Origin of the sequence: Sphingomonas sp. CARO-RG-8B-R24-01 (assembly GCF_022662295.1) — a bacterium.
Taxonomy (GTDB): Bacteria; Pseudomonadota; Alphaproteobacteria; order Sphingomonadales; family Sphingomonadaceae; genus Sphingomonas.
Genome location: NZ_JAKNQI010000006.1, coordinates 78,188 through 102,676, shown reverse-complemented (window position 1 = coordinate 102,676; position 24,489 = coordinate 78,188). Strand labels below are relative to the sequence as shown.

The following is a 24,489-nucleotide window of genomic DNA, read 5'->3' as shown; positions in this document are numbered from 1 at the left end:
TACAATGTGACCGGTTCGGGACAATTTACCTCATCGCGTCAGGCCTATCGGCCTGGGGGCATACGCAGCGCCACAGCGCGCAAATGGGGAAACTATCAGATGCAATCGACGCATAGCCGATCCTTGTCTCGCCTTCGTCAGGGCGCCGCGCCGTTGGCGCTGTTCATTGCACTCTCGACCTCTTCGGCGTTCGCGCAAACCGCGCCAGCGACTGCGCCCGGACAGGATGCACCGGCCGCGGTACAGGCACCGCTGCCCACCGACACGTCGACGACCAGTTCGGCACCGGACCAGGATATCGTCGTCACCGGGTCGCTGTTCCGTCGCACCAATACCGAAACGCCGTCGCCAGTGACCGTGCTGACCGGAGAGACGCTGACGCGCGCCGGCATCACCAACATCAACGACGCCGTGCGATCGATCTCGGCCGATGGCGCCGGCTCGATTTCCACGGGCTTCACCAACGGGTTCTCGGCGGGCGGGGCTGCCGTATCGCTGCGCGGACTTGGCGTTTCCTCGACGCTGGTGCTGATCGACGGCCTACGGAGCACGAACTTCCCGCTCAACGATGACGGCCACAACGCCTATGTCGATCTCAACTCGATCCCGTTCAGCGCGGTGGAGCGGATCGAGGTGCTGAAGGACGGCGCGTCGTCCAGCTACGGCGCGGATGCGATCGGTGGCGTCGTCAACATCATCATGAAAAAGCATTACACCGGTCTGGCCGGGACGGTCGAGGGTGGTGTCAGCGAGAAGGGGGACGGTGCCCGCTATCGCGCCAACCTGACCGCAGGCTACGGCGACTATGATGCCAAGGGATGGAACGTCTACGTCAACGCGGAATATCAGCGCGATCAGGCGATTTCGGCGACGTCGCGTGGCTTTCCGTTCAACACGCTCGACCTGAAGACGAACGGTCTGCCGGGCGGTCTGGACAATAATACCGCGGACAGTTCGCTGACGACGGCAACGACGGATGCGATCGTCCGACGCGCGCCGCAAACCAATCTCAACGATCCCTACGCAGGCGGTGTCGCCTTCGGCAATTCGCAGCTGCTCACCTCGGCAGCGAATTGCGTCAACGGAACCTTCACCGTCGCGGGAACCAGCAACAACGGGACGGCGTGCAAGCACGACATCGCGAAGGAATACGGATCCCGCTACAATGACATCCAGCCGCAGCAGGAGCGGTACAACTTCTCCGGTCGGCTCAGTTTCCGCGTCAGCGATGCGATCTCTGGCTACCTTACGGGGAGCTACTCGCACAGCCAGGTGACCATCGGCCGCGCGCCTGGCGCGATTCGCCAGACGCAGCCTTACGGCGCGTCGCCGGCGCTCGCGTCGAACAACCCGGGTATCGTCCTGCCGGTCTATGTCTGCGCCGCAGGCGTGAACTGCTCGATCGACGCCAATCGGCAACTCAATCCCAACAACCCGTTTGCGGCGGAAGGCAATGCCGCGCGGATCTACTATTTGTTCGGTGACATTCCGGTCGGTACCAACCGCAAGAACGAGGTCCTGCGGGCCGCAGGTGGTCTGACGGGCGATTTCGAGGGCGGCTATCATTGGAAGATCGACGCGGTTGCGGCCCGCGACAATTTCTCGATCACCTCCTACGGCGTGATTAACATCGCGGGCCTGAAGCAGGCGATCAACACCGGCGCCTATAACTTCGTCAATCCATCGGCCAATAGCCAGGCGGTCCGGGACCTGATCGCGCCGACGTATACGGTGCCGTCGCATACCTCGATGCTATCGCTCGATGCGTCGATCGCCAAGGACGTGTTCGAGCTCCCGGGTGGCATGCTGCAGTTTGCCGTGGGTGGGCAGGTCCGCCGCGAAACCCAGGAAAACAACAGCATCAACGCGAATCTGGATCGCTATGCCAACACGTCGGCGGCATTCGGCAAGCATACCGTTGCTGCAGGGTATTTCGAGGTCAACGCGCCGATCCTGACCACGCTGGAGGTCAACGGATCGGGTCGCTACGACCATTATTCGGAAGGCTTCAGCCACTTCTCGCCCAAGATCGGTGCCAAGTGGACGCCGATCAAGCAGCTTGCGATCCGCGGGACCTATTCGAACGGGTTCCGGGCGCCGACCTTCGCTGAAAACAACCCGCGGTCCAGCTATGCCGGCTTCGTCTCGATCACGCCGCCGACAAGCTTCCAGCTTGCGCACGGTGGGCTCATCACGGGTGCCAACCCGAACACCAACCCCTATGCGCAAGCGTACAACATCGGTTCCGGCTTTTCGGGCAACCCGAACCTGAAGCCCGAGAAGTCGCGCAGCTTCACGGCCGGCGCGGTATTCGAGCCGATCCATAACGTCAGCTTCACGGTCGATTACTATAACATCAAGAAGACTGATGTGATCGTTACGGGACCTGACGCACTGGTTGCGCGCAGCGCGTATTTCGCCGGAACGGCATTGCCGGCCGGCTATACGGTTGCGGCGGTCGACGCGCCCGATCCGTTGTTCCCGAACGCCCTGCCGCGCGTGCTGATCATCAACGCGCCCTACGTCAACGCGGGCTCCGCCAAGGTGTCCGGCGTCGACTTCGGGGCCAATGTCAGCGTTCCGGTCAAGGACGGCGTACGCTTCGTCAGCCGCCTCGATCTGACCTATCTGATCCAATATGATCTGAACCCGGGCAACGGGTCGCCGGTCCAGAAATATGCCGGTACGCTTGGACCATATGAACTGTCGTCCGGCGCCGGTACCCCGCGGGTTCGCGGTAACTGGCAGAACACGCTCGAGCTCGGCGATTTCTCGCTGTCAGCGACGACCTATTACGTGTCGCGGATCAAGGAAGTCGCTGCGGACGAAGGTGCGGACACGAGCTGCGCAGGCGGCAACCTGTACGGCACCGGTCAGAGCTTCTGCTACATCCGACGCTTCATCTACGCCGACGTGAGTGCCCAGCTGAAGGTCAACGACAGCTTCAATCTCAACCTGTTTGTCGGCAACATCACGGGCGAGCGTGCCCCGGTCGCTCCTGCATCCTACTCCGGCACCAACTATCTGCCGACCTGGCATATCGCTGGTGTCGTCGGGCGGACGTTCCGTGCGGGTGCGTCGTTCAAGTTCTGATCGGCCAGAACCCGCTTCGGCCAGACTGAAGTCACCTCAGAAAACGGGGCGGAACGCAGGTTCCGCCCCGTTTTCCATGTCCGTCAGGTCGCGCCGGCATGCCGCCTTGATCCACGTGACCGGCGGCCCGTTCCGTCAAAGCTACGTCCTCAATTCACGCGACGCGCCTTCACCGCAGGCTGTCCGCCCACGCTCATCTGAAAGCTGCCGAGCGCCGCGCGTTTGATGTGGATCCTGTCGCCTATTCTGGGGCGACGTCCGATCACATTGTCGTCGGTCTGTGCCCAGCGCGCGCCGTCCGCCATCCGCAGCGTCCATCGGCCAGCCGAGTCGACCTGCGCGTCGGTCACGCTGGTGTCGATAAAGTCGATCTCCGGAGATCCGCTGAAGATCGAAAGGCCGGGAACGCCGATCCCGAACAGCGACCGCCGCGCCTGCCGAACCTGTTGCGAATCGACGATCACGACATCCCGGCGCGCTTCGGCCGTATCCAGGGTCGCGACGGAGGCATCGAAGCATGCCAGGCGCGCGGTCGCATCGTGAATCGGACGGCATCGCACGACATCGGCCAATGCCTTCGAACGGGGTTCCCCGGTTCGGTCAGCCGCGGCGATGCCAACCGGGGTGGCGCCCAGGGCAAGCGTCGTCGCGACCGCGACGGCGGTCGCCAGTGTCATTCTTGCGCGCACATCGTGTCCTCGGTTGGGGATTTGCACCGCGCGATACGACCCGGTGCGTTGGTCAGCAAGCGCCCCGCCGGTGGTGTGTCAGATTTGCTACATCAATGATGCAATATGATGCCATTGCGCAATGTTGGTACTTTTATACTTTTGTACCACGATTGCGGCAGTAAAGAACCGTCGCAAGCACAGTCGGCTACCGACCGTCGCTGTCATGCTACCGCTCGAGGCGGTACCATACCAATAGGAACCAATCCACCAATGCAAAACCGAGTTTTGCGCGACTCCTTGCTCGCGTCCACGATGATTGCCGGCGTGCTCGGCGCGCTTCCGGCCCTGGCACAGGTCGCTGCGGCACCTGCGCCGGTGCCCGCTCCAGCTTCGACGCCCACCGCCGCAGCGCCCCAGCAGCAGGCCGAAACCACGACCACCCCTGGAGACGACAGCGTCGCCAGCACGACTCCCGCCGCGTCGAACACCCCGGGTGCGGATGCCGGCGATATCGTCGTCACCGGCTCGCGCATCTCCAATCCCAACCTGACGTCGGCCAGCCCGATCACGGTCGTCAACGCGGCAGAGATCAAGCTGCAGGGCGCGACGCGTATCGAGGACGTGCTCAACAGCCTCCCGCAGGCATTCGCAACGCAGAGCTCGTCGGTGTCGAACGGGTCGAACGGTACCGCGACCGCCAACCTGCGCAACCTCGGCGAATCGCGCACGCTCGTCCTCGTCAACGGCCGTCGCCTGATGCCGGGCAACCCCTCGTCGAGCAGCACCGCATCGGCGGCTGCCGATCTCAACGTCATCCCGCAGGCGCTGATCAAGCGCGTCGACGTGCTCACCGGTGGCGCCGGTTCGGTCTATGGGTCGGATGCGGTCGGCGGTGTCGTCAACTTCGTGCTCGATACCAATTACCAGGGCATCAGCATCGATTCGTCGGGCGGCATCTACGACCATAACAACGGCAACCAGCGCCTGCAGAACATCGCGACGGCCGCGGGCTATCCGACCCGCAGCGGGCAGTCGTTCGACGGCACGCAGTTTGACGTCAACCTGAAGATGGGTGTCGGCACCAGCGACGGTCGTGGTCATGTCGTCGGTTACATGGGCTATCGCAAGATCGGCGCGATCCTGCAGGGCGACCGCGATTATGCGGCGTGCGGCCTCGGCACGCGGTCGACCAGCGCGGACTATGTCTGCACGGGCTCGCCCACGGCATTTCCCGCCAACTTCACGCTGGGCGACGCGGTCGTCAACAATTTGCCAAGCGGCCTCCAGCAGCAATACACGCTCAACGGTGCAGGTCAGCTGACCCCCGGCCAGACGCTCTACAACGCGAACCCGCTCAATTATTACCAGCGTCCGGACACGCGCTACACGGCTGGCTTCCTTGCGCATTATGACGTGAGCGACAGCTTCAAGCCCTATGCCGAGTTCATGTTCATGGACGATCGCTCGGTCGCACAGATCGCGCCGTCGGGCGATTTCAGCAACACCACGGTGCTGAACAGCAACAACCCGTATCTGTCGGATGCGCAACGGGCGACGTTCTTCCGGCCGACCAACCTGGTGCGCGACGCGAACGGTAACGTCATCAACCTGACCAACCCGGACGGCTCGCAGTATCAGCAGGCCAACGTCCAGATCGGGCGTCGCAACGTCGAGGGCGGCGGTCGCCAGGCCGATCTTCGCCACACGGCCTACCGCTTCGTCGCGGGTGCCCGCGGCGACATCGCGGATGGCGTTTCGTACGACGTCTACGGCCAGTACGGCACGACGATCTTCAGCCAGGTCTATCGCAACGAATTCTCGGTCTCGCGCACGCAGCGCGCGCTCGATGCGATCACCGACACGCGTCCGGGGTCTGCGACGCTCGGCCAGGCGGTCTGCCGCTCGGTCGTCGACGGTACCGATCCGAACTGCGTCCCGCTCAACATCTTCGGTGCGGGCAACATCTCGCAGGGCGCGCTGAACTACGTCCAGACCCCGGGCTTCCAGTCGGGCAGCACCGCGGAAAAGGTCGTCAGCGGCTCGGTCACCTTCGAGGGCGGCAAGTACGGCTTGCAGTCGCCGTTTTCGACCCAGGGCATCGGCATCAACGTCGGTGGCGAGTATCGTGAGGAATCGCTGACGCTCGAGGTCGACAACGGCTTCCTGAGCGGCGATCTCGCCGGCCAGGGCGGCGCGACGCTGCCGATCAACGGCTCGTTCAACGTCAAGGAAGTGTTCGGCGAAATCCAGGTTCCGCTGGTCACCGATCATCGCTTCTTCAAGGAACTGACGGTCAACGGTGGCTATCGCTACTCGGACTACAGCACGTCGGGCGGCGTCTCGTCGTACAAGGGCGAAATCGTCTGGGCACCGGTTTCGGACATCCGCTTCCGTGGGGGCTACAACCGGGCGGTTCGTGCACCGAACACGCAGGAACTGTTCGCACAGCAGTCGGTCCAGCTGGACGGTGCGACCGATCCGTGTGCGGGACCGGCCGTCAACGGTCTGGTCAACGGCAACACCGCCGCAGCCTGCGCGCGCGCCGGCGTTCCGGCCAACCGGTTCGGCCTGATCGCGGCCAACGCGTCGGAACAGTATAACGGCCTGCTCGGCGGCAACCCGAACCTGAAGCCCGAAAAGGCGGACACGTTCACGGTCGGCGTCCTGCTCCAGCCGAGCTTCCTGCGCGGCTTCAACCTCTCGGTCGACGCCTTCTCGATCAAGCTGCAGGACCGGATCGGCGTCATCGGCGCCGATACGATCATCTCGCAGTGCATCGCGACCGGGGATCCGGCACTGTGTGGCGCGATCAAGCGCGATGCCAACGGTACGCTGTTCCAGGGCAACACCGGCTACATCGTCGACACCAACGTCAACGCGGGCTCGCTCAAGACGCGCGGGATCGACGTGTCGGCCGGCTACACGCTGCGCACGGCATCGATCGGCACGTTCGGCCTGTCGTTCAGCGGGACCTATGTCGACGAGTTCAGCTACGACAAGGTCGGCGCGCAGTTCAATTGCGCCGGTCTTTATGGCGCACAGTGCGGTTACCCGCAGTCGAAGTGGCGGCATTCGGCCCGCGTGACCTACACCACGCCGCAGGGCGTTGGTCTGTCGGCTCGCTGGCGGTATCTGTCGGCAACCAAATATGAGCGCGCCAGCAGCGATGTGGATCTTGCGGGTTCGTACTCGTCGCTCGACGCCCGTATCCCGGCGCAGAACTATTTCGATCTGGCCGCGACCGTGCGGGCAGCCGACAAGTTCACCTTCCGCTTGGGTGCGAACAACCTGTTCGACAAGCAGCCGCCGGTCTTGAGCCAGGCCGCATCGCCGATCGGTTCCTATGGTAACGGAAATACTTACCCGGGGATCTTCGAAGCGAACGGTCGTTACTTGTTCATCGGCGTGACCGTCGACATGTAAATCGTTCTCCTCGAACGACAGCTATAGGGCGGCGGATCGATATGCTCCGCCGCCCTTTTTTATTCTATACTGTAGATACCTTCGCACCAGTTTGTTGAACGTCATGTTGTTCTTAGGACAACTTTGTAAGACTCAAATACGATCGTAACAAAACGGCCGGTATGGCCGTAAAAAACAGTAGCATACTGTAATAGATAGCAACAAAGGCGATACTCTATAGGTCCGCAGCGGCCATTACGCTTGCTACCGATACCTGCCGCACGCCATGTTGTTGCATTTATGCTACGCTATGACGGGAATCTGGTCGAACGTTGCTTGGGCTGCTTTACACATGCCATCGTCGCGTGATCTTTAGCGCCATCGAGCGGAGGCAATCCGCTTAGACACCCTCTCCATGGTTTCGCGGCGCATCGTGATGCGCGCGGTCGTTTAAGGAACAAGAAGTGATGCGGTCCTCCTCGTTCGTCTCAAAGCCCTGGCTGATGACTACATCGGCTGCGCTGTCGCTGCTCGCCGTCCCCGCGTTCGCGCAGGATCAGGCCGCACCGGCCGCGACCGCGGCACCCGCCGCCGCCGCGCAAGACCAGACCCCCGCCGATCAGGGTGGGAAGGACATCGTGGTCACCGGTTCGCTGTTCCGCCAGGCGGTTACGCCGTCGCCCGTGACGACGCTGTCGGTGGAAAACCTCGACCAGCGCGGTATCCAGACGGTTCAGGACGGTATCCAGCGTCTGTCGTCGAACAACGGTCCGGCGCTGACCAACTCGTTCACCGCGAACGGCGCCTTCGCCGGCGGCGCTTCGGCCGTGTCGCTGCGCGGCCTGTCGAGCAGCTCGACGCTCGTCCTGATCGACGGCCTGCGCGCCGCTTATTATCCGCTGGCGGATGACGCGACGCGCAACTTCGTCGATCTCAACACCATTCCGGACGACATCGTCGACCGGATCGAAGTGCTCAAGGACGGCGCATCGTCAAGCTACGGCGCCGACGCGATCGCGGGCGTGGTCAACATCATCACCAAGCGCAGCATCGAAGGCGTTTCGGGTCGCGCCGAAGCCGGCATCTCGCAGGACGGCACCGCACCGAGCCAGCGGATCTCGCTGACCGCGGGCCACGGCAATCTCGACCGGGACGGCTATAACGCCTATATCAGCGGCTTCTACTATCGCAGCGGCGCGGTGCGGAACAGCGACCTGCGCGCGCCGTTCAACTCGGACAACCAGACCGGCGTCGGTGGCCCGAACAACATCATCAGCGCGAGCAATTTCGGCGCGACCACGGCTGGCGCGAACACCTACGTCCGTCCCACCGGCGGCACGCAATATGCGTTGCTGAACAATGGTTGTGCGAACGGGAGCCCGGTCGCGGGGTCGACCGATCCGACGGGCATCATCCCCTCGACGATCTGTTCGCAGGATCAGACCAACCAGTACGGCATCGTCGCGCCGAACATCGAACGCTTCGGCGGCTCGGCGAAGTTCACCGCCAAGATCGGTGGCTCCTCGGAAGCCTATGCCGAGTTCAACTTCCTGCAGACCAACACCAATTATACCGGCAGCCCGTCGGTGATCTACGCCAACGCACCGGCCGGTATCTACAACCAGCCGTTCTCGACGCGCGGAAACTCCGCTGCCTATGCGGCCGGGTCGGGCGCGCTCACGCTTCCGGTGTACGTCTGCGCCGCACGCGTGAACTGCACCGCCGCGAATGGCACGCTCAACCCGAACAATCCCTATGCCGGCGCGAACCAGACGGCGCAGATCATCGGCGGCCTGCCGAATTCGGTCACGAGCGACGCCACGCGCTATCGTGTGTTCCGCGCGGCGGCCGGCATGCATGGCACGGTGTTCGGCGATTGGGACTATCGCGTCGACTTCACGGGCATGCACACCGACCTGCGCCGGACGCAGAACGGCTATGTGTACATCCAGCATCTGCTCGATGTGATCGCCGACGGTACCTACAATTTCGTCAATCCGTCTGCGAACAGCCAGGCCGTGATGAACTATCTCGAGCCGACCAACACGACCGACTCAACCTCGGATCTGTATCAGGCGCAGGCGAGCATCAGCCATGAGTTCTTCCAGCTGCCCGGCGGTCCGCTGCAGGTCGCGGCCGGCGGATCGGTCTATTACGAAGCGGTCGACTCGCCGACTGCCAATTCGGACATCAATGGCCCGACCCAGCGCTACTTCACGATCAATGCGTTCGGTACCAATGGGCATCGCACCGTCAGCTCGGCCTTCGGCGAAATCAACGCGCCGATCTTCGATCAGCTTCTGCTGAACGCATCGGGTCGTTACGATCATTACTCGACCGGGCAGGGCGCCTTCTCGCCGAAGCTCGGCTTCAAGCTGACGCCGATCAAGCAGGTGACGATCCGCGGCACGTGGTCGCGCGGTTTCCGCATCCCGAGCTTTGCGGAGGCCAACGCGCTGCCGACCACCGGCTATGTCAACAACAACGCGGCCATCTTCAACGATGCCTACCTCGCGTCCTATGGCTGCAACACCGCGAACTTCAGCACCGCTTGCCCGACCTATCTTCGCTCGGGCAGCTATGGCGCGACGACGCTCGCGTCGCCGAACCTGAAGCCTGAGCGGTCGCGCAGCTTCACCGGCGGCATCGTGTTCGAGCCGATCCGCAACGTGTCGTTCACGGTCGATTACTTCAACATCAAGAAGACCAACGCGATCACCTCGCTGACGGCCGGCGATGCCCTGTCGGCCTATTATTCGGGTCAGGCGGTCCCGGCGGGCTTCACGATCACGACCGATGCGGCCGATCCCGCGCACCCCAATGCCCTGCCGCGCGTGCTGTATGTCACGTCGGCGCTGGTCAATGCCAACACGGTCCAGTCGTCGGGCATCGACTTCGGCATCAACAGCCGCGTCAACATCCGTGGCGTCACCTGGACGAGCAACCTCGATGCGACGATGCAGATCGAGCTGAGCACGACCTTCCCGGATGGGCACAAGGAAAACTACGTCGACACGATCGGCAACTACAACCTGACCGCCGGGTCGGGCACGTTCCGCTGGCATGGCAACTGGCAGAACACCTTGCAGAAGGGCCCGATCTCGCTGACCGGCACCGTCAACTACTCGTCGGGGTACAATTTCTCGGCGCAGGATCAGGAAGGTTCGACCAAGGTCGTCAACGGTCAGACGGTCAGCACGTACGGCGATTGCGGCCTCGCCAGCTACAGCGGTTGCCGCCTCAAGAGCTACATCACGTTCGACATGAACACGAGCATCGACGTCAACCGGAAGCTCACCTTCTACGTCAACGTGCAGAACCTGTTCGACCGCCTGCCGGCGATCGATCCGGTCACGTACGGCGCGTATCTGTACAATCCGGTCCAGGCCGGCGAGGGCATCTACGGTCGCCGTTTCCTGGCGGGCGCGAAGTTCAAGCTGTAAGAGCGCGCTCGGCGACAACGGAAAAGGGGCGGCCTCGCGGTCGCCCCTTTTTTGTTGGGATCAGTCCGGGCGGGAGGCTTACTCCACCACCAGCTCCAGCTTCCCGTCGCCCTCGTCGACCCGCACCGTCGCGCCGTCCTTGACGCTCCCGCGCAGGATCAGGTCGGCGAGCGGATCCTGCAGATAGCGCTGCACCGCGCGTTTCAACGGCCGCGCGCCATAGACCGGATCGTACCCGACCCGCCCGAGCCACAGCCGCGCCGCATCGGTCAGGTCCAGCTCGACCTTGCGTTCGGCCAGCAACGTCGCGATCCGCTTGACCTGGATATCGACGATCGGCGCCATTTCCGCCTGGCCGAGCCGGTGGAACAGCACGATCTCGTCGAGCCGGTTGAGGAACTCGGGCCGGAAATGCCCGCGGACGATCTCCATCACCTGCGGCTCGACGCTCGCGACATCCTCGCCTTCGCCCAGCGTCGTCAGCACCTGGCTGCCGAGGTTGGAGGTCAGCACGATGATCGTGTTGGTGAAGTCGACCGTGCGGCCCTGGCCGTCGGTCAGCCGCCCGTCGTCGAGCACCTGCAACAGGATGTTGAAGACGTCGCCATGCGCCTTCTCGACCTCGTCGAACAGCACGACCTGATACGGCCGCCGCCGCACCGCCTCGGTCAGCACGCCGCCTTCTTCGTAACCGACATAGCCCGGAGGCGCGCCGATCAGCCGCGCGACCGCGTGCTTCTCCATGAACTCGCTCATGTCGATGCGGACCATCGCGGTCGGATCGTCGAACAGGAATTCGGCGAGCACCTTGGTCAGTTCGGTTTTCCCTACGCCGGTAGGTCCGAGGAACAGGAACGAGCCGAGCGGCCGGTTCGGGTCCTGCAACCCCGCACGCGCGCGCCGCACCGCGGTCGACACCGCGCGGATCGCGTTCTGCTGGCCGATCACGCGCTTGCCGATCGTCGCTTCCATTGCGAGCAGCTTGTCGCGCTCGCCTTCGAGCATCCGCTCGACCGGAATCCCGGTCCAGCGCGCGACGACGCCGGCGATGTCCTCGCCCGTCACTTCCTCGCGGAGCATCGCGCCCTTGGTCGCGCCTGCCGCCGCATCCAACTGGCGCTGGAGGTCGGGGATGCGCCCGTAGGACAGCTCGCCCGCCTTCGCCAGATCACCCGCACGCTGTGCCTGCTCGAGCTCGAGCCGCGCGGCGTCGATCTGTTCCTTGAGCTTGGCCTCGGCCGAGATCTTGTCCTTCTCGCCCTGCCAGCGCGTCGTCAGCTCGCTCGACTGCTGCTCGAGATTGGCGAGTTCGCCGTCGAGCTTGACCAGTCGGTCCTGCGATGCGGCGTCGCTTTCGCGCTTCAGCGCCTCACGTTCGATCTTGAGCTGGATGATCCGGCGGTCGAGGATCTCGATTTCCTCGGGCTTGCTCTCGACTTCCATGCGGATCCGCGACGCCGCCTCGTCCATCAGGTCGATCGCCTTGTCGGGCAGGAAGCGGTCGGTGATGTAGCGATTCGACAAGGTCGCCGCCGCGACGATTGCCGCATCGGTGATTCGGACGCCGTGATGGAGCTCGTACTTTTCCTTGAGCCCGCGCAGGATCGAGATCGTGTCGGGCACGGTCGGCTCGCCGACGAACACCGGCTGGAAGCGGCGCTGGAGTGCTGCGTCCTTCTCGACATATTTGCGATACTCATCGAGCGTGGTCGCGCCGACGCAGTGCAGCTCGCCGCGTGCGAGTGCTGGCTTGAGCAGGTTTCCCGCATCCATCGCGCCCTCGGATTTCCCCGCGCCGATCAGCTGGTGCATCTCGTCGATGAACAGGACGATGTCGCCCTCGGCCGCCTTCACTTCGTCGAGCACGCCCTTCAACCGCTCCTCGAACTCGCCGCGATATTTCGCGCCCGCGATGAGCGAGCCCATGTCGAGCGACATCAGCTTGCGGTCCTTAAGCGTATCGGGAACGTCGCCGTTCGCGATCCGCAAAGCGAGCCCCTCGGCGATCGCGGTCTTGCCGACGCCGGGTTCTCCGATCAGCACCGGGTTGTTCTTGGTGCGGCGCGCGAGGATCTGGATCGTACGGCGGATTTCCTCGTCGCGACCGATCACGGGGTCGAGCTTGCCGTCGCGCGCCGCCTGCGTCAGGTCGCGCGCGAACTTCTTCAAGGCGTCGAACTTGTCCTCCGCGCCCGCGCTGTCGGCGACGCGGCCATTGCGCACCTTCTCGATCGCGGCATTCAGCGCCTCTGGCGTCACGCCCGCGGTCTTGAGCGCCTTGCCCGCCGCGGTGTTGAGCGACAGCGCGAGCGCGACGAGCAGCCGCTCGACCGTAACGAAGCTGTCGCCAGACTTGGTCGCGATCTGCTCCGCCTGGTCGAGCACGCGCACTGCATCATTGTCGAGCCCGGGCGTCTGTTGCGCACCGCTCCCCGATACCGCCGGGATCTTCGCCAGCAGCAGGTCGGTCTCGCTCACCGCGCGCTTCGTGTCGCCGCCCGCCGCCGTGATCAGCCCGGACGCCATGCCCTGCTCATCCTCGAGCAGCGCTTTCAGGATATGTTCGGGCGCAATCCGCTGATGGCTCATGCGGATTGCGACGGTCTGGGCCGATTGCAGGAAACCCTTGGCGCGATCGGTAAATTTCTCGATGTTCATCCACCACCCTCACAGTTGCTTTCGCGCCGATATGGTGTTGTAAATATACAACACAAGGCGTGAGACTACGGATTGCGTGACAAATCCGCCTTGTTCGCCAAGATAGCGCGAGAGCTGGCCGAGACCAGAGCGACAGGGGGAATGGATGCTGCGAACACTCGGGATTGGCCTGGCCGGCGTGGTCATCGTCACTGCCGCTGGCCTTGCACTCTGGGAGCCGATCGCGGCGACCAGCGCGACCGCGCCGCCAGCGCACCGCTATGACAGCGTGATCGCGCGCGATCGCTTCGGGGTGCCGCATATCTTCGGCAAGACCGACCCCGACGTCGCATACGGCGTCGCCTATGCCCATGCCGAGGACGATTTCGCGACGCTGCAGGAAGCGGTGGCGATGGCGCGCGGGCGGCTCGGCGCGATGACCGGAGCGGACGGCGCGAAGGTCGATTACACGCTCGCGCTGCTCGGCGCGCGCGAGACCGCGCATCGCGACTATCTCAAGCAACCCGCCGATGTCCGCGCGTTGCTCGACGCCTATGCGACAGGGCTCAACGCCTATGCGCGGCGGCATCCGGGGGAGGTGCGACTTGCCAAGCTGTTTCCCGCGAATGGCGAGGATATCGCGACCGGCTTCGTCCTGCGCACGCCATTCTTCTTCGGGCTGGACGCTGTGCTTGGCGCGCTGTCGGGCGACAAAGCGCTGCCGCGCGAAAGCGCCGGCGCAACGCCGGATGCGCCAGATCCCGCCGCACTCCCGCCGACGGGGGAGGGCAATCAGAACGGCTCCAACGCCTTCGTCGTCGCGCCGAAGCGGTCGGCGGATGGCTTCACGCGCGTCCTGTCCAATTCGCACCAGCCGTGGAAGGGGCCAGTCGCCTGGTACGAACTGTCGGTGCAATCGGGGACCGGCTGGCATTTCTCGGGCGCGACTTTCCCCGGCGTGCCGTTCCCGGTGCTCGGGCATAACGAGCATCTCGGCTGGACCAACACCGTCAACCGGCCCGACCTGACCGATGTCTACAAGCTCGACACCGACGCCGCGCATACGCGCTATCGCTTCGACGGCGCGTGGCGGCCGTTGCAGGCGCGGCGCGTGTGGTTGGGCGTGCGGGTCGGGCCGTTCGTGCTGCCGATCCCCAAGATGGTTTACCGGGCCGTGCAGGGGCCGGTGATCGTCAACAAGAGCGGCGCTTTTGCGATCCGCTATGCCGGGGCGGACCAGTTGCGCATGGTCGAGGAATATTACCGCCTGACGCGTGCGCGCAATTTTGGCGAATGGCAGCAGGCTTTGGCGATCCAAGGCGTTCCCGCGACCAACTTTCTCTACGGCGATGCGCGCGGGAACATCGCCTATGTCTATAACGCGAGCTTCCCCAACCGGCGGCCGGGCTATGATTACCAGCATCTGCTCCCCGGCGACACGTCGCGCGCGCTGATGCCGGGGACGGTGCCGTTCGCGGTCGTGCCGCGCAACGTGAACCCCGCGTCGGGATTCCTGATCAACGCCAACAACACGCCGTATCAGGCGGCGGGGCAGGGGTCGGAACTGCGCCCGCAGGATTATAGCCCATTGCTCGGGATCGAGACCGACACCACCAACCGCGGCACCCGTGCAATCGAGCTAATGGGCCAGACCCCGCGGATCAGCGAGGCGGACCTGCTCAGGATAAAGTTCGACACCGGGATCAGCCGCTACAGCTGGGCGGCGAAATGGTATCGCGACATCGCACGGGTCGACCCGCGCGGCGATCCGCAACTCCGCGCCGCGCTCGCCGTGCTGCACCGCTGGAACCGCGACTTCGACGGGCATCACAGCGGGCAGGCGCTCGCCGCGATCCTGCTGCGCACCGGGCAGAAATGGCATTACCAGCGCCGCCCCGAACTCGACCCGCGCGATGCGCTGGCCAAGGCGGCGGCGTATCTCCAGACGCATTTCGGTACGCTCGATCCGCCGCTCGGCACGGTGCTGCGGCTACGGCAGGGCAAGGTGGACCTGCCGCTAGACGGCGCGCCCGACGTGCTGCGCGCGGCGTCGACTTGGGACGAAGCCCCCGACGGTCGGCTGGTGGTCAAGCATGGCGACAGCTTCATCATGCTGATGGCGTGGGACAAGGCGGGGCGGGTGGAGTCGCGCTCGATCCAGCCGTTCGGCGCTGCCACGACGCGACCGGAGTCGCCGCATTATGCCGACCAGGCCCCGCTGTTCGCCGCGCATCGCTTCAAGCCGGTGCTGTTCTGGCGCGAGGACCTGCGGCGCAACGTGGAGCGGGTGTATCGGCCGTAAGAGGGCTCGGGCGGGGAACTGTCCGGAGCCGCCGGTATGCGGAGGGGCGGCTGCCAGATTGGGCCATCAATGCAGGAGACGTAGACTCCGGCAACGGGTCGGCTTAGGTTCGAGACCTAACGACGAGGAACCGATCGATGTTTCCGACTTGGATGTATGTCGCCGTCGCTTTTTCGATTGCGTTGGTCGCCCTCGGCATTGGACAGATCGTCCCCGGGCTCGGCGTTGCGTTCGTCGCCTTGGCGTCGACCCTGTGGACCGCTTACGCGGTCAGCCGACGACAGCAGCCGAAGCAGAACCGCTGATCGGCGGCGGTTTGCGGTTCGCGGACGGTCACTTCATCAAGGCAGACGGCCATCCGATGCGAACGAGAAGGCCGTCTGGGCCTGCGATGCCGACCTCGTAGAGCCCCCATGCGCGGTGCCGGAGAATGCCACCTGGCCGAATGACGAGATCGTCCACCCGCGCGGCGATTGCCGCAACGTCCGGCGTGCGAATGAAGACGCCGAACGGGTTATGGGCTTCCGGAACCCGCCATTCGCCCTGACCCGCTTGGGTCAGGTGCAATTCGCAACCCCATCCTTGCATGATGAGATAGTCTTCGCTGCCGCCAGCACGCTCGAACCCCAGCCGCTGCCAGAATGGCACTGCGGCCGCCAGGTCGTTACTCGGAACGATCGCGAAGGCTCCGACCGCAGGTTCTTGTGTCATCCGACGCCTCTTGCGTTGCGCAGCGAGGATGCCTCTGATGGGCGATGTCCGCAACTATGCGCGATCCGCCAGGTCATCCCCCCCGCCCGCGACGGAGCGCCAGGACCAGCACCAGTACCGAGACGACGACCGTGGCGACCGCGATGCCGGAGCCATAGCGCGCCTCCGCCGCTTCGAATTGTGGCCCGATCCAATAGCCCAGCGCCGTGAACAGGCTGCCCCACACGATCGCGGCAACGACGTTCAGCGGAACGAACAGGCGGCTCGACAGACGCGAGGCGCCGATCGCGACCGGCGCCACCGCGCGCAGACCATAGGCGAAGCGGAACAGCAGGACGAACCACACCGGATGACGCTCGATCAGGACGAGCGAGCGTGCGAACGCAGGCCGCTGCGCCACGCGCTGGACGAGCCGGCTCTGCCGATAATGCCGAGCGAGATGGAACCACAGCTGGTCGACGAAACACGATCCGCCGATCGACGCCACCGTCGCGGCAAGCGGCGAAAGCCAGTGCCGGTGGGCGAGCACGCCGCCGGCCAGCGCGAACGGTTCGCCTTCGATGCCCGCCCCCAGGAAGATGGCGATCACACCATAGCGCAAAATCACGTGTTCCAGGGCAATGGTCCCCGCAGGCGGCTTGGGAAGGGCGAAACCCGAAGGCTCCAGTCCCCGCGCTACCGAGCCTTGGCGTCCAGGTCGAGCGGCTTGAGCGCGCGGCTGGAAGCGCTCGGGGGTGGAGCAAACGGGAGAGCACGCCAAACGAACGTCCGCTCCCGGTCCCTCGGTCTGCACACCTGGACGTCCGCAACGGGCGAAAGCGGGCGCGCGGCCCCCACCGTAAAAAACCGGCTGCTTTACAAGCCACAGCCGGACGCTCCGGACAAAATCGCGCTGGACGAATCGGAACAGATGTAGAACATAAGGGTCATGACCCAGCCCGATTCTGACCTGATCGCCCATGCCCTCCTCACCAGCAGCGGCTTTGCCCGCGTCGGACTGACCGCGCCGAGCGAACGCATACGGGAAGCCGCCGCCGCCGAATTGGCGCGAACGATCGTCTGTGCGCTGGAGGGATTCCCCAGCGATCGCGACCCGCGCCAGATGGCGCTTCCGCTTTGATGTGGGCACCGTAAAATTCCGAACGCTGTTCGATTTCACCCGTCATCAGGTCAACGTGGGCTGCGTCTGCGGCTCCTGCGCGCACAAGGGGGTGGTACACCGCGACCGGCTCGCGCGCTGGTGTTTCCTCAAACGGGTGAATGGGGCGGTCGACAACCTGCCGGGCGTTCTGCGCTGCTCGCAGTGCGGCGCGCGACCCGTTGATATCCGACCCACACCCCTGCCACCGACCTTTCCCGAATGGGGCGCGGACGAGCGCGCGTGGAAGCGCCTGCAACGCCGCTTGCGGGGGTGATCCGCAGGAAGGAGGGTGGGCGCCGTCCGGCACGGGCGCGCGACGTTCGACGTCGGCCATGTCCAGCGAGCCGTCCGTCGCCACCGCGGCGCCATCATCGCTCGCTTGCGGACGGGCGGCTTCCGGGTCGGGACCTTTCCCGGGCTGCCAGTGGATCATTCTTGCAGGTCGCAAACCCCGCCGGAACCTGTCTGGCGGTCCACGCGCCGCGCGGCGACTTGGAGACGAGGAGCGCCGAGGTCGCGTTGTAGCTGGGTGTGGCCGCTTCACCCGTTCGAGCCAGGCCGCGATCATGAAAGCAAAGGCGCAGGGAATGCGGCCCCGCTGACAGGATACGGAAGCGCATCACCCAGCTCTTGTCCTGCTGAAAGAGACTCGCCCCTGCGCCGTGCTCGACGACAGTGACGAAGCCATAGTCGGCGAACGTAGTCTTGCCCGACAGACGTCGCGGACCAACCGAGTTTGGGAAGCGCGTCAGGTCCAAGTTTTTGACGACTTCCCTTATCGCTACCGAATTTCGCGGCGTGGCATGGGATGCGCCGCTCACGACGAGCGCGGTGAAGGCAAGCAGAATACAGCGTTTCATGCGTTCCGCCCTGGTTTCGATTTGCGACGCTGACGACAATGGGTGCAGATCGTCCGCTTTCTAGCGTATCAATGTGCCGCATCAACGTCTGCAATCCGGCTGTCCGGTCCGTCCGCTCTTCCGCGAAGGAAGACTTGTGACGCGCGCTTCGGCGTGAGACGTAGACCGAATGCTCTTTCGCTCGGCCTTTCTGATAGCAATTTCCGCCTTCGCGTTGCTCTACTGGCAAATGGTCTGCGACGTGACCGGTGCCAACGAGCCTTGGGATGCTGCGGACTTCTTGACCAAATGGTATCCTGTCGCGTTAGCGGCTTCCGCCGTAAGCGGCTTCTGGCTGCGGTTGTGGGGATGGTCCGCCGGTGTAATCATCATATTCGCACAGCTTCCGGTGATGCTGCTGAATTCGGGGGCCGGCCCGCTCTTGGTCGTCGGTCTGTTCTTTCTCGTCGGACTCGCCTTTCCCGCTGCACTACTTTCGGCCGCTGCCGGTCAGATAGCCACGTTGGTTGCGCCGACCAATAAGGAAGCGTCGTAGGGTCCGCTGTCGGGAGGAAGCCGATCTGCAGACGAGCGTTGATTAGCCCTGTACCCGCCACAGAGCTGTCACCACTACGCCTGCCATCGCCAACATGATTACGCCGCCGACCCCGGCCTGTCCTACAGCGATGGCCTCTGCTATACTCGCCGAACGCTTTCCGAACCTTCCCCCAACGCTCCTTGCACCCGCTGGCCCCGCTTCCCCACGCCGCGCGAAACGCGGGGCGCTTCGCAAACGCATTCCGCCTGACTTTCGCCTAACCTTCCGCCCGCGCGCCGCGCCACGGCGGCCCGATTGCCACGCCGGATCGCCCCGCTATACCTGTGCCATACAGGGTCTCGTCAACGACCTGACATCCGGGGGAACCATCCGTCATGACCGTCAAGCTCCTTGCGCTGACCGGTGTCGCGCTCGCCGCGATCGCCGCGCCCGTCCTTGCACAGGGCACCGCCCCCGCCGCGACTCCCAAGCCCGCTCCGGTCGCGGATCTGGTCCGTCAGGTCGACATCCCCTATAGCGAATTCCGCCTGCCCAACGGGCTGCGCGTCATCGTCAACACCGATCGCAAGGCGCCCGTCGTCGCGGTCAGCGTCTGGTACAACGTCGGGTCCAAGTTCGAGCCCAAGGGCAAGACCGGCTTTGCGCATCTGTTCGAGCATCTGATGTTCAACGGCAGCGAGAATGCTCCGGGCGAGTATTTCGACTATACCAAGGCGATCGGCGCGACCGATCTCAACGGCACGACCTATTTCGACCGTACCAATTATTTCGAGACCGTTCCCGCCGCCGCACTGGAACGCACCCTGTTCCTCGAGAGCGACCGGATGGGCTATCTGCTCGGCGCGCTGACGCCGGCGGTGGTCGACGAGCAGCGCGGGGTCGTCCAGAACGAGAAGCGGCAGGGCGACAACCAGCCGTATGGCCTGGTCGAATACAAGCAGGTCGAGAACCTCTTCCCGGCGACGCACCCCTATGGCCACACCACGATCGGCTCGATGGCGGATCTCGATTCCGCCAGCGTCGAGGACGTCAAGAGCTGGTTCCGCGGGCATTATGCGCCGAACAATGCGGTGCTGGTGCTGTCGGGCGATATCGACGCGGCCCGGGCGAAGACGCTGGTCGCCAAATATTTCGGGGCGATCCCGCGGGGGCCCGACAGCGTCGTGCCGGCCGCATCGGTGCCGACGCTGCCCGCCGCCCGATATGAGGTGATGAAGGACCGCGTCGCCAACACCCGCATCTACCGCATGTGGGCGGTGCCCGGGCTCAACGACACGGACTCGGTCGCGCTCGACGTGGCGGCCGGCGCGCTCGGCGGGCTGTCGAGCAGCCGGCTGGACAATGCGCTGGTCCGCAAGGAAAAGCTCGCGGTCAGCGTATCGGCGGACAATGAGACGTTCGCGCAGGTCGGCATGTTCTCGATCAGCGCGGATGTCCGCCCCGGGGTCGATCCGGCGCTGGTCGCCGGGCGGCTCGACGCGATCGTCACCGAGTTCCTCGCGAACGGGCCGAGCGCGGACGAGGTCCAGCGCGTGGCCACGCGCGACGCCGCGCGGACGATCGCAGGGCTGGAGTCGACCGGCGGGTTCGGCGGCAAGGCGGTCGCGCTGGCGCAGGGCGAGCTCTATTCGAACGATCCGGGCTTCTACAAGAAACAGCTCGCCACGCTGGCTGCCGAGACGCCGGCGCAGGTCAAGGCGGCGACCGCCAAATGGCTTTCGCGCCCGGTGTACGGCCTGACCGTCGTGCCCGGTCCGCGCGACGCCTATGTCGAGGCGACCCCGCCCGCCAAGGTCGTCACCGCCCCCGAATCCGCGGTCAAGGGCACGCGCGGCGCGCTGCCGCCGGTCGGCACGCTGACCGACCTGGTCTATCCCCGGATCGAGCGCGCCCGGCTCCGCAACGGGATCGAGATCGTCTATGCGCACCGCGATGCCGTGCCGATCACCCAGGCGGTGATCAGCTTCGACGCGGGCGTCGCGGCGGACGTGCCGGGGAAGCTCGGTACGCAGCAGCTGACGCTCGCGATGCTGAGCGAGGGCACGCTGACCCGCGATTCGATCACGCTCGCCGAAGCCAAGGAACGCCTCGGCGCGAGCGTCTCGGCCGGGTCGAGCGCGGACCGCACGACGTTGACCCTGTTCACGCCGAGCGCCAATCTCGCGGCATCGACCGAGCTGTTCGCGGACATCGTGCGCAACCCGAAGTTCGATCCGGCCGAAGTCGCGCGGCTCAAGAACCAGCAATTGTCGCGCATCGCCGCGGAGCTCACCAGTCCGCAGGGGCTGGCGACGCGGGTGTATCCCAAGCTGATCTACGGTGCGGCCTCGCCTTATGCCAAGGGGACGGGCAGCGGGGATGCCAAGGCGGTCGCCACGCTTGGCCGCGACGACCTGATCGCGTTCCAGCACGGCTGGCTCCGGCCGGATACCGCGACGATCTTCGTCGTCAGCGATCGCCCGCTGTCCGAGGTCCGGGCGACGCTCGACGCCCGCTTCGGCGACTGGACCCCGACGGGCGCGCGCGGCACCAAGGACTTCACCGTCGCCACGACCCCGGCGACGCCGCGCATCGTGCTGGTCGATCGGCCGGATTCACCGCAGTCGCTGATCCTCGGCGGCGCGCCCACCGCGTTGATGGGGACCGATGACCTGCTCGCGGTCAGCACCGCCAACGATTCACTCGGCGGCAGCTTCGTGTCGCGGGTCAATCTCGATCTGCGCGAGGGGCGCCACTGGTCGTACGGCGTGTCGGGATCGTTCCGCCGTGCGCAATTCCAGACGCCGTATCTGCTCTATGCCCCGGTCCAGGCGGACAAGACCGGGGAATCGATCATCGCGCTGCAGGGCGACGTAAAGGACTTCCTCACCACCAAGGGGATCAGCCAGCCCGAATTCGACCGGACGATCACCGATGCGATTCGCTCGCTGCCAGGGAATTTCGAGACGTCCGGCGCAGTGCTCAGCGCGATGCAGTCAAACGCGCTGTATCGCCGTCCGGACGATTACTACGCGACCCTCCCGCAAAAATATCGCGCGATGACCGCGGCCGAGCTTGACGCTGCGGCACGCAAGGCGCTCGACCCGTCGAAGTTCGTCTGGGTCGTGGTGGGCGATGCCAGCAAGGTCCGCGGCCAGCTTGACAGCATCGGGCTACCGGTCGAGGTGGTGCCGGCGGCGTCCGTAGCGGACGCGCGCTGAGCTGATTCAGGAGAGATACCATGGCTGCTGTCGATGGAAGCTGGGATACGATCGTCAAGTCGCCGCTGGGCGACCAGAAGGCAGTGCTGACCGTCAAGACCGACGGCGACAGCTGGACCGGAAGCCAGGTCGGCGCGATGGGCGCGGTCGACATCACCGACGGCAAGGTCGAGGGTGACACGATCAAGTGGACGATGTCGATCACCGTGCCCATGCCGATGAGCCTCGATTGCAGCGCGACCGCCGAGGGCGACACGCTGACGGGCACCGTTGGTGCGGGCGCGTTCGGCAGCTTCCCGATGACGGGCACGCGCCAGGCGTAACGTCTGCGCAACCGCGCTGAAAGACGGCCTGCTCTCGATATCGGGAGCGGGCCGTTTTTTTGTGCGCTTCCCCATCGCCACGGGCTTGTCGCATGGTCCGCCGTGGCACACACTCGCTTCATCGGGACAACGGGCCCGGTGGCGTCGGCATCGGGCCGGGGTGACATGGGGGATTGGCATGATGGTCAAATGGCTCGTCGGCGCTGCATTGTGCGCGCTTCTTCCGATCCCCGCGCAGGCGCAGACATACGACGAGCGCCCCGCTACGCTCGTGCCCCCGACCGAGGGGTTCAACTATGAGCGCCGCACGGTCGAGATCCCGATGCGCGACGGGGTCAAGCTCCACACCATCATCCTGATTCCAAAGGGCGCGCACGACGCGGGCATTGTGATGACCCGCACGCCGTACAGCGCGGACGGGATGACGGGCAAGGGCGGCAACAACGCCGATCTCGCCTCGAGCATCACCGGCTATGACAATGCCACCGACGTGATCGTCGATGGCGGCTACATCCGCGTCGTGCAGGACGTCCGGGGCAAATACGGGTCGCAGGGCATCGCGATGATGAACCCGCCGCTCCACGACACCGCGCTCAACCCGACCCACACCGACGATTCGACCGATACCTACGACACGATCGACTGGCTGGTGAAGCATTTGCCCGAATCGAACCAGAAAGTCGGGATCCTCGGCATCTCTTACGACGGCTTCCTGTCGCTGATGCCGCTGATCGACCCGCATCCCGCGCTCGTGGTGGCGGTGCCCGAGAATCCGATGGTCGATGGCTGGCGCGGCGATGACTGGTTCCACAACGGCGCGTTCCGGCTCGGGATCGATTACATCTGGGAGCAGATCGCGACCCGCGACAATTCGTCGCCTTATGCGCGCACGACCTATGACGAATATGATTCCGCGATACGCGCCGGGTCCGCGGGGGCGCTCGCCAAGGCGCACGGGCTCGACCAGATCGGTTTCTGGCGCAAGCTTTCCGCGCATCCGGCCTATGACGGCTTCTGGCAAGCGCAGGCGATGGACCAGGTGCTCGCGCGCTATCCGCTAAAGGTGCCGGTGATGCTCGTCCACGGCCTGTGGGACCAGGAGGACATTTACGGCGCGCCCGCGGTGTACCGCGCGCTGAAACCCAAGGATAGCGGCGGGAACATGGTCTATCTGACGATGGGCCCGTGGTATCACGGCCAGCAGATCGACGACGGCAAGGCGCTCGGCGATATCCAGTGGGACCAGGACACCGCCCGATGGTGGCGTCGCACGGTGCTCGGCCCGTTCCTCGCGCATTACCTCAAGGGCACGCCGATGGACGTCGCCCCCGTCACCGCGTTCCAGAGCGGCACCAACCAGTGGCAGCGCCTGCCCGGCTGGCCCGCGCAGCCTGCGATGACCAAGCTGTTCCTCCAGCCGGGCGACACGGTCGGCTTCGCGCCCGCGACCGGGCGAGTGCAGACCGCCGACTATGTCTCCGATCCCGCGCATCCGGTGACCAACGTTGCGCGCCCGGTGCGGCCGGTGAGCTATGAGGACAATCACTGGAAGGCGTGGCTGGTCGGCGACCAGCGGATCGTGTCGAGCCGCCCCGACGTGCTGACCTTCACCGGCCCGGCGCTGACGCAGGCGGTGACGATCGCGGGGCAACCGGTCGTCCATCTCACCGCCGCGACGAGCGGGACGGACAGCGACTGGGTGGTCAAGCTGATCGACGTCTATCCCGACCAGGTCCCGAGCGACCCCAAGATGGGGGGCTATCAGCTCGCGGTCGGGATGGACATCTTCCGCGGGCGCTACCGCGAGGGGCTCGACCATGCGGTGGCGCTCAAGCCCGGCGTGCCGCTGGCGTATAGCTGGGCATTGCCGCAGGCGAACCATGTGTTCCTGCCCGGGCACCGGATCATGGTGCAGGTCCAGTCGAGCTGGTTCCCGCTCTATGACCGCAACCCGCAGCGCTTCGTCCCCAACATCTTCTTCGCCAAGCCCGCGGATTACGTGAAGGCGACGCAGAAGGTGGTGGTTAGCGGCCCGGACCAGAGCTACATCGCGTTGCCGGTCGTGCGCTGAGACGGCGGAGACCGGGCGGGCGCGCCCGTCACCCCGGCGCAGGCCGGGGCCGTCAGGTTGAACGCAGGACGCCTGTTGCGCGCCATCACCCAACGGC

16 protein-coding genes are annotated in these 24,489 nt (G+C 65.0%); 11 read left to right on the top strand and 5 right to left on the bottom strand.

Features of this window, described 5'->3' with window-relative positions; genetic code table 11:
• The first annotated feature begins 99 nt into the window (after nucleotides 1-99).
• Nucleotides 100-3,093: a TonB-dependent receptor gene (locus tag L8G49_RS12860; protein WP_242138653.1), complete on the top strand. Its 2,994-nt coding sequence runs from the start codon at nucleotides 100-102 to the stop codon at nucleotides 3,091-3,093.
• A 149-nt stretch (nucleotides 3,094-3,242) separates the two neighbouring features.
• Here the strand turns inward: L8G49_RS12860 and L8G49_RS12855 are convergent, their stop codons facing one another.
• Nucleotides 3,243-3,770 (bottom strand): hypothetical protein, encoded by a 528-nt coding sequence (locus L8G49_RS12855; RefSeq protein WP_242138654.1) that lies wholly within the window; start codon nucleotides 3,768-3,770, stop codon nucleotides 3,243-3,245.
• A gap of 264 nt (nucleotides 3,771-4,034) precedes the next feature.
• Here L8G49_RS12855 and L8G49_RS12850 point away from each other — a divergent pair, with 264 nt between their 5' ends.
• Entirely contained in the window at nucleotides 4,035-7,187 is a 3,153-nt protein-coding gene (locus L8G49_RS12850) for a TonB-dependent receptor (RefSeq protein ID WP_242186216.1), read from the top strand.
• A gap of 482 nt (nucleotides 7,188-7,669) precedes the next feature.
• A complete protein-coding gene (locus L8G49_RS12845; protein WP_242186215.1) occupies nucleotides 7,670-10,609 on the top strand; it encodes a TonB-dependent receptor in 2,940 nt (979 codons plus the stop codon).
• Between the two features lie 78 nt (nucleotides 10,610-10,687).
• Here L8G49_RS12845 and clpB read toward each other — a convergent pair whose 3' ends face one another.
• Nucleotides 10,688-13,267, bottom strand: coding sequence for an ATP-dependent chaperone ClpB (clpB, locus tag L8G49_RS12840; protein ID WP_242186214.1), 2,580 nt, complete (start codon nucleotides 13,265-13,267; stop codon nucleotides 10,688-10,690).
• 145 nt (nucleotides 13,268-13,412) lie between these two features.
• Between clpB and L8G49_RS12835 the strand changes: the two genes are divergently transcribed.
• Nucleotides 13,413-15,548, top strand: a complete 2,136-nt coding sequence (locus L8G49_RS12835) for a penicillin acylase family protein (protein ID WP_242186213.1) — start codon at nucleotides 13,413-13,415, stop codon at nucleotides 15,546-15,548.
• Nucleotides 15,549-15,685: 137 nt separating this feature from the next.
• Nucleotides 15,686-15,853, top strand: a complete 168-nt coding sequence (locus L8G49_RS12830; RefSeq protein WP_242186212.1) for a hypothetical protein — start codon at nucleotides 15,686-15,688, stop codon at nucleotides 15,851-15,853.
• Nucleotides 15,854-15,881: 28 nt separating this feature from the next.
• Here the strand turns inward: L8G49_RS12830 and L8G49_RS12825 are convergent, their stop codons facing one another.
• Both L8G49_RS12825 and L8G49_RS12820 read right to left on the bottom strand, forming a co-directional pair.
• On the bottom strand, nucleotides 15,882-16,259 hold the full coding sequence (locus tag L8G49_RS12825; RefSeq protein ID WP_242138660.1) for a VOC family protein: 378 nt from the start codon (nucleotides 16,257-16,259) through the stop codon (nucleotides 15,882-15,884).
• 73 nt (nucleotides 16,260-16,332) lie between these two features.
• Complete coding sequence (locus L8G49_RS12820) at nucleotides 16,333-16,866, bottom strand: DedA family protein (RefSeq protein ID WP_242138661.1); 534 nt, start codon at nucleotides 16,864-16,866, stop codon at nucleotides 16,333-16,335.
• 321 nt (nucleotides 16,867-17,187) lie between these two features.
• Here L8G49_RS12820 and L8G49_RS12815 point away from each other — a divergent pair, with 321 nt between their 5' ends.
• Entirely contained in the window at nucleotides 17,188-17,379 is a 192-nt protein-coding gene (locus L8G49_RS12815; RefSeq protein WP_242138662.1) for a DUF6771 family protein, read from the top strand.
• 1 nt (nucleotide 17,380) lies between these two features.
• The gene (locus L8G49_RS12810) at nucleotides 17,381-17,674 is read left to right on the top strand and encodes a hypothetical protein (RefSeq protein WP_242186211.1); all 294 of its coding nucleotides are present in this window, start codon (nucleotides 17,381-17,383) and stop codon (nucleotides 17,672-17,674) included.
• Nucleotides 17,675-17,768: 94 nt separating this feature from the next.
• Here L8G49_RS12810 and L8G49_RS12805 read toward each other — a convergent pair whose 3' ends face one another.
• The gene (locus tag L8G49_RS12805) at nucleotides 17,769-18,260 is read right to left on the bottom strand and encodes a hypothetical protein (RefSeq protein WP_242186210.1); all 492 of its coding nucleotides are present in this window, start codon (nucleotides 18,258-18,260) and stop codon (nucleotides 17,769-17,771) included.
• 169 nt (nucleotides 18,261-18,429) lie between these two features.
• On the opposite strand from L8G49_RS12805, the gene L8G49_RS12800 reads away from it, so the two are divergent.
• From L8G49_RS12800 to L8G49_RS12785, 4 genes are all read left to right on the top strand, one after another.
• Nucleotides 18,430-18,795 (top strand): hypothetical protein, encoded by a 366-nt coding sequence (locus L8G49_RS12800; protein ID WP_242186209.1) that lies wholly within the window; start codon nucleotides 18,430-18,432, stop codon nucleotides 18,793-18,795.
• A gap of 377 nt (nucleotides 18,796-19,172) precedes the next feature.
• Nucleotides 19,173-21,998 carry a pitrilysin family protein gene (locus tag L8G49_RS12795; RefSeq protein ID WP_242186208.1) on the top strand — a complete coding sequence of 942 codons (2,826 nt, stop codon included), beginning with the start codon at nucleotides 19,173-19,175 and terminating at the stop codon, nucleotides 21,996-21,998.
• 20 nt (nucleotides 21,999-22,018) lie between these two features.
• Nucleotides 22,019-22,321 (top strand): hypothetical protein, encoded by a 303-nt coding sequence (locus tag L8G49_RS12790; RefSeq protein WP_242138666.1) that lies wholly within the window; start codon nucleotides 22,019-22,021, stop codon nucleotides 22,319-22,321.
• Nucleotides 22,322-22,499: 178 nt separating this feature from the next.
• Nucleotides 22,500-24,392: a CocE/NonD family hydrolase gene (locus tag L8G49_RS12785; protein WP_242186205.1), complete on the top strand. Its 1,893-nt coding sequence runs from the start codon at nucleotides 22,500-22,502 to the stop codon at nucleotides 24,390-24,392.
• The last annotated feature ends 97 nt before the right edge of the window (nucleotides 24,393-24,489 follow it).

Coding starts and splice junctions, on each gene's coding strand:
- L8G49_RS12860 (WP_242138653.1), top strand. CDS start 100: ATGCAATCGACGCATAGCCGATCCTTGTCTCGCCTTCGTCAGGGCGCC.
- L8G49_RS12855 (WP_242138654.1), bottom strand. CDS start 3,770: ATGACACTGGCGACCGCCGTCGCGGTCGCGACGACGCTTGCCCTGGGC.
- L8G49_RS12850 (WP_242186216.1), top strand. CDS start 4,035: ATGCAAAACCGAGTTTTGCGCGACTCCTTGCTCGCGTCCACGATGATT.
- L8G49_RS12845 (WP_242186215.1), top strand. CDS start 7,670: ATGACTACATCGGCTGCGCTGTCGCTGCTCGCCGTCCCCGCGTTCGCG.
- clpB (WP_242186214.1), bottom strand. CDS start 13,267: ATGAACATCGAGAAATTTACCGATCGCGCCAAGGGTTTCCTGCAATCG.
- L8G49_RS12835 (WP_242186213.1), top strand. CDS start 13,413: ATGCTGCGAACACTCGGGATTGGCCTGGCCGGCGTGGTCATCGTCACT.
- L8G49_RS12830 (WP_242186212.1), top strand. CDS start 15,686: ATGTTTCCGACTTGGATGTATGTCGCCGTCGCTTTTTCGATTGCGTTG.
- L8G49_RS12825 (WP_242138660.1), bottom strand. CDS start 16,259: ATGACACAAGAACCTGCGGTCGGAGCCTTCGCGATCGTTCCGAGTAAC.
- L8G49_RS12815 (WP_242138662.1), top strand. CDS start 17,188: ATGACCCAGCCCGATTCTGACCTGATCGCCCATGCCCTCCTCACCAGC.
- L8G49_RS12805 (WP_242186210.1), bottom strand. CDS start 18,260: ATGAAACGCTGTATTCTGCTTGCCTTCACCGCGCTCGTCGTGAGCGGC.
- L8G49_RS12800 (WP_242186209.1), top strand. CDS start 18,430: ATGCTCTTTCGCTCGGCCTTTCTGATAGCAATTTCCGCCTTCGCGTTG.
- L8G49_RS12795 (WP_242186208.1), top strand. CDS start 19,173: ATGACCGTCAAGCTCCTTGCGCTGACCGGTGTCGCGCTCGCCGCGATC.
- L8G49_RS12790 (WP_242138666.1), top strand. CDS start 22,019: ATGGCTGCTGTCGATGGAAGCTGGGATACGATCGTCAAGTCGCCGCTG.
- L8G49_RS12785 (WP_242186205.1), top strand. CDS start 22,500: ATGATGGTCAAATGGCTCGTCGGCGCTGCATTGTGCGCGCTTCTTCCG.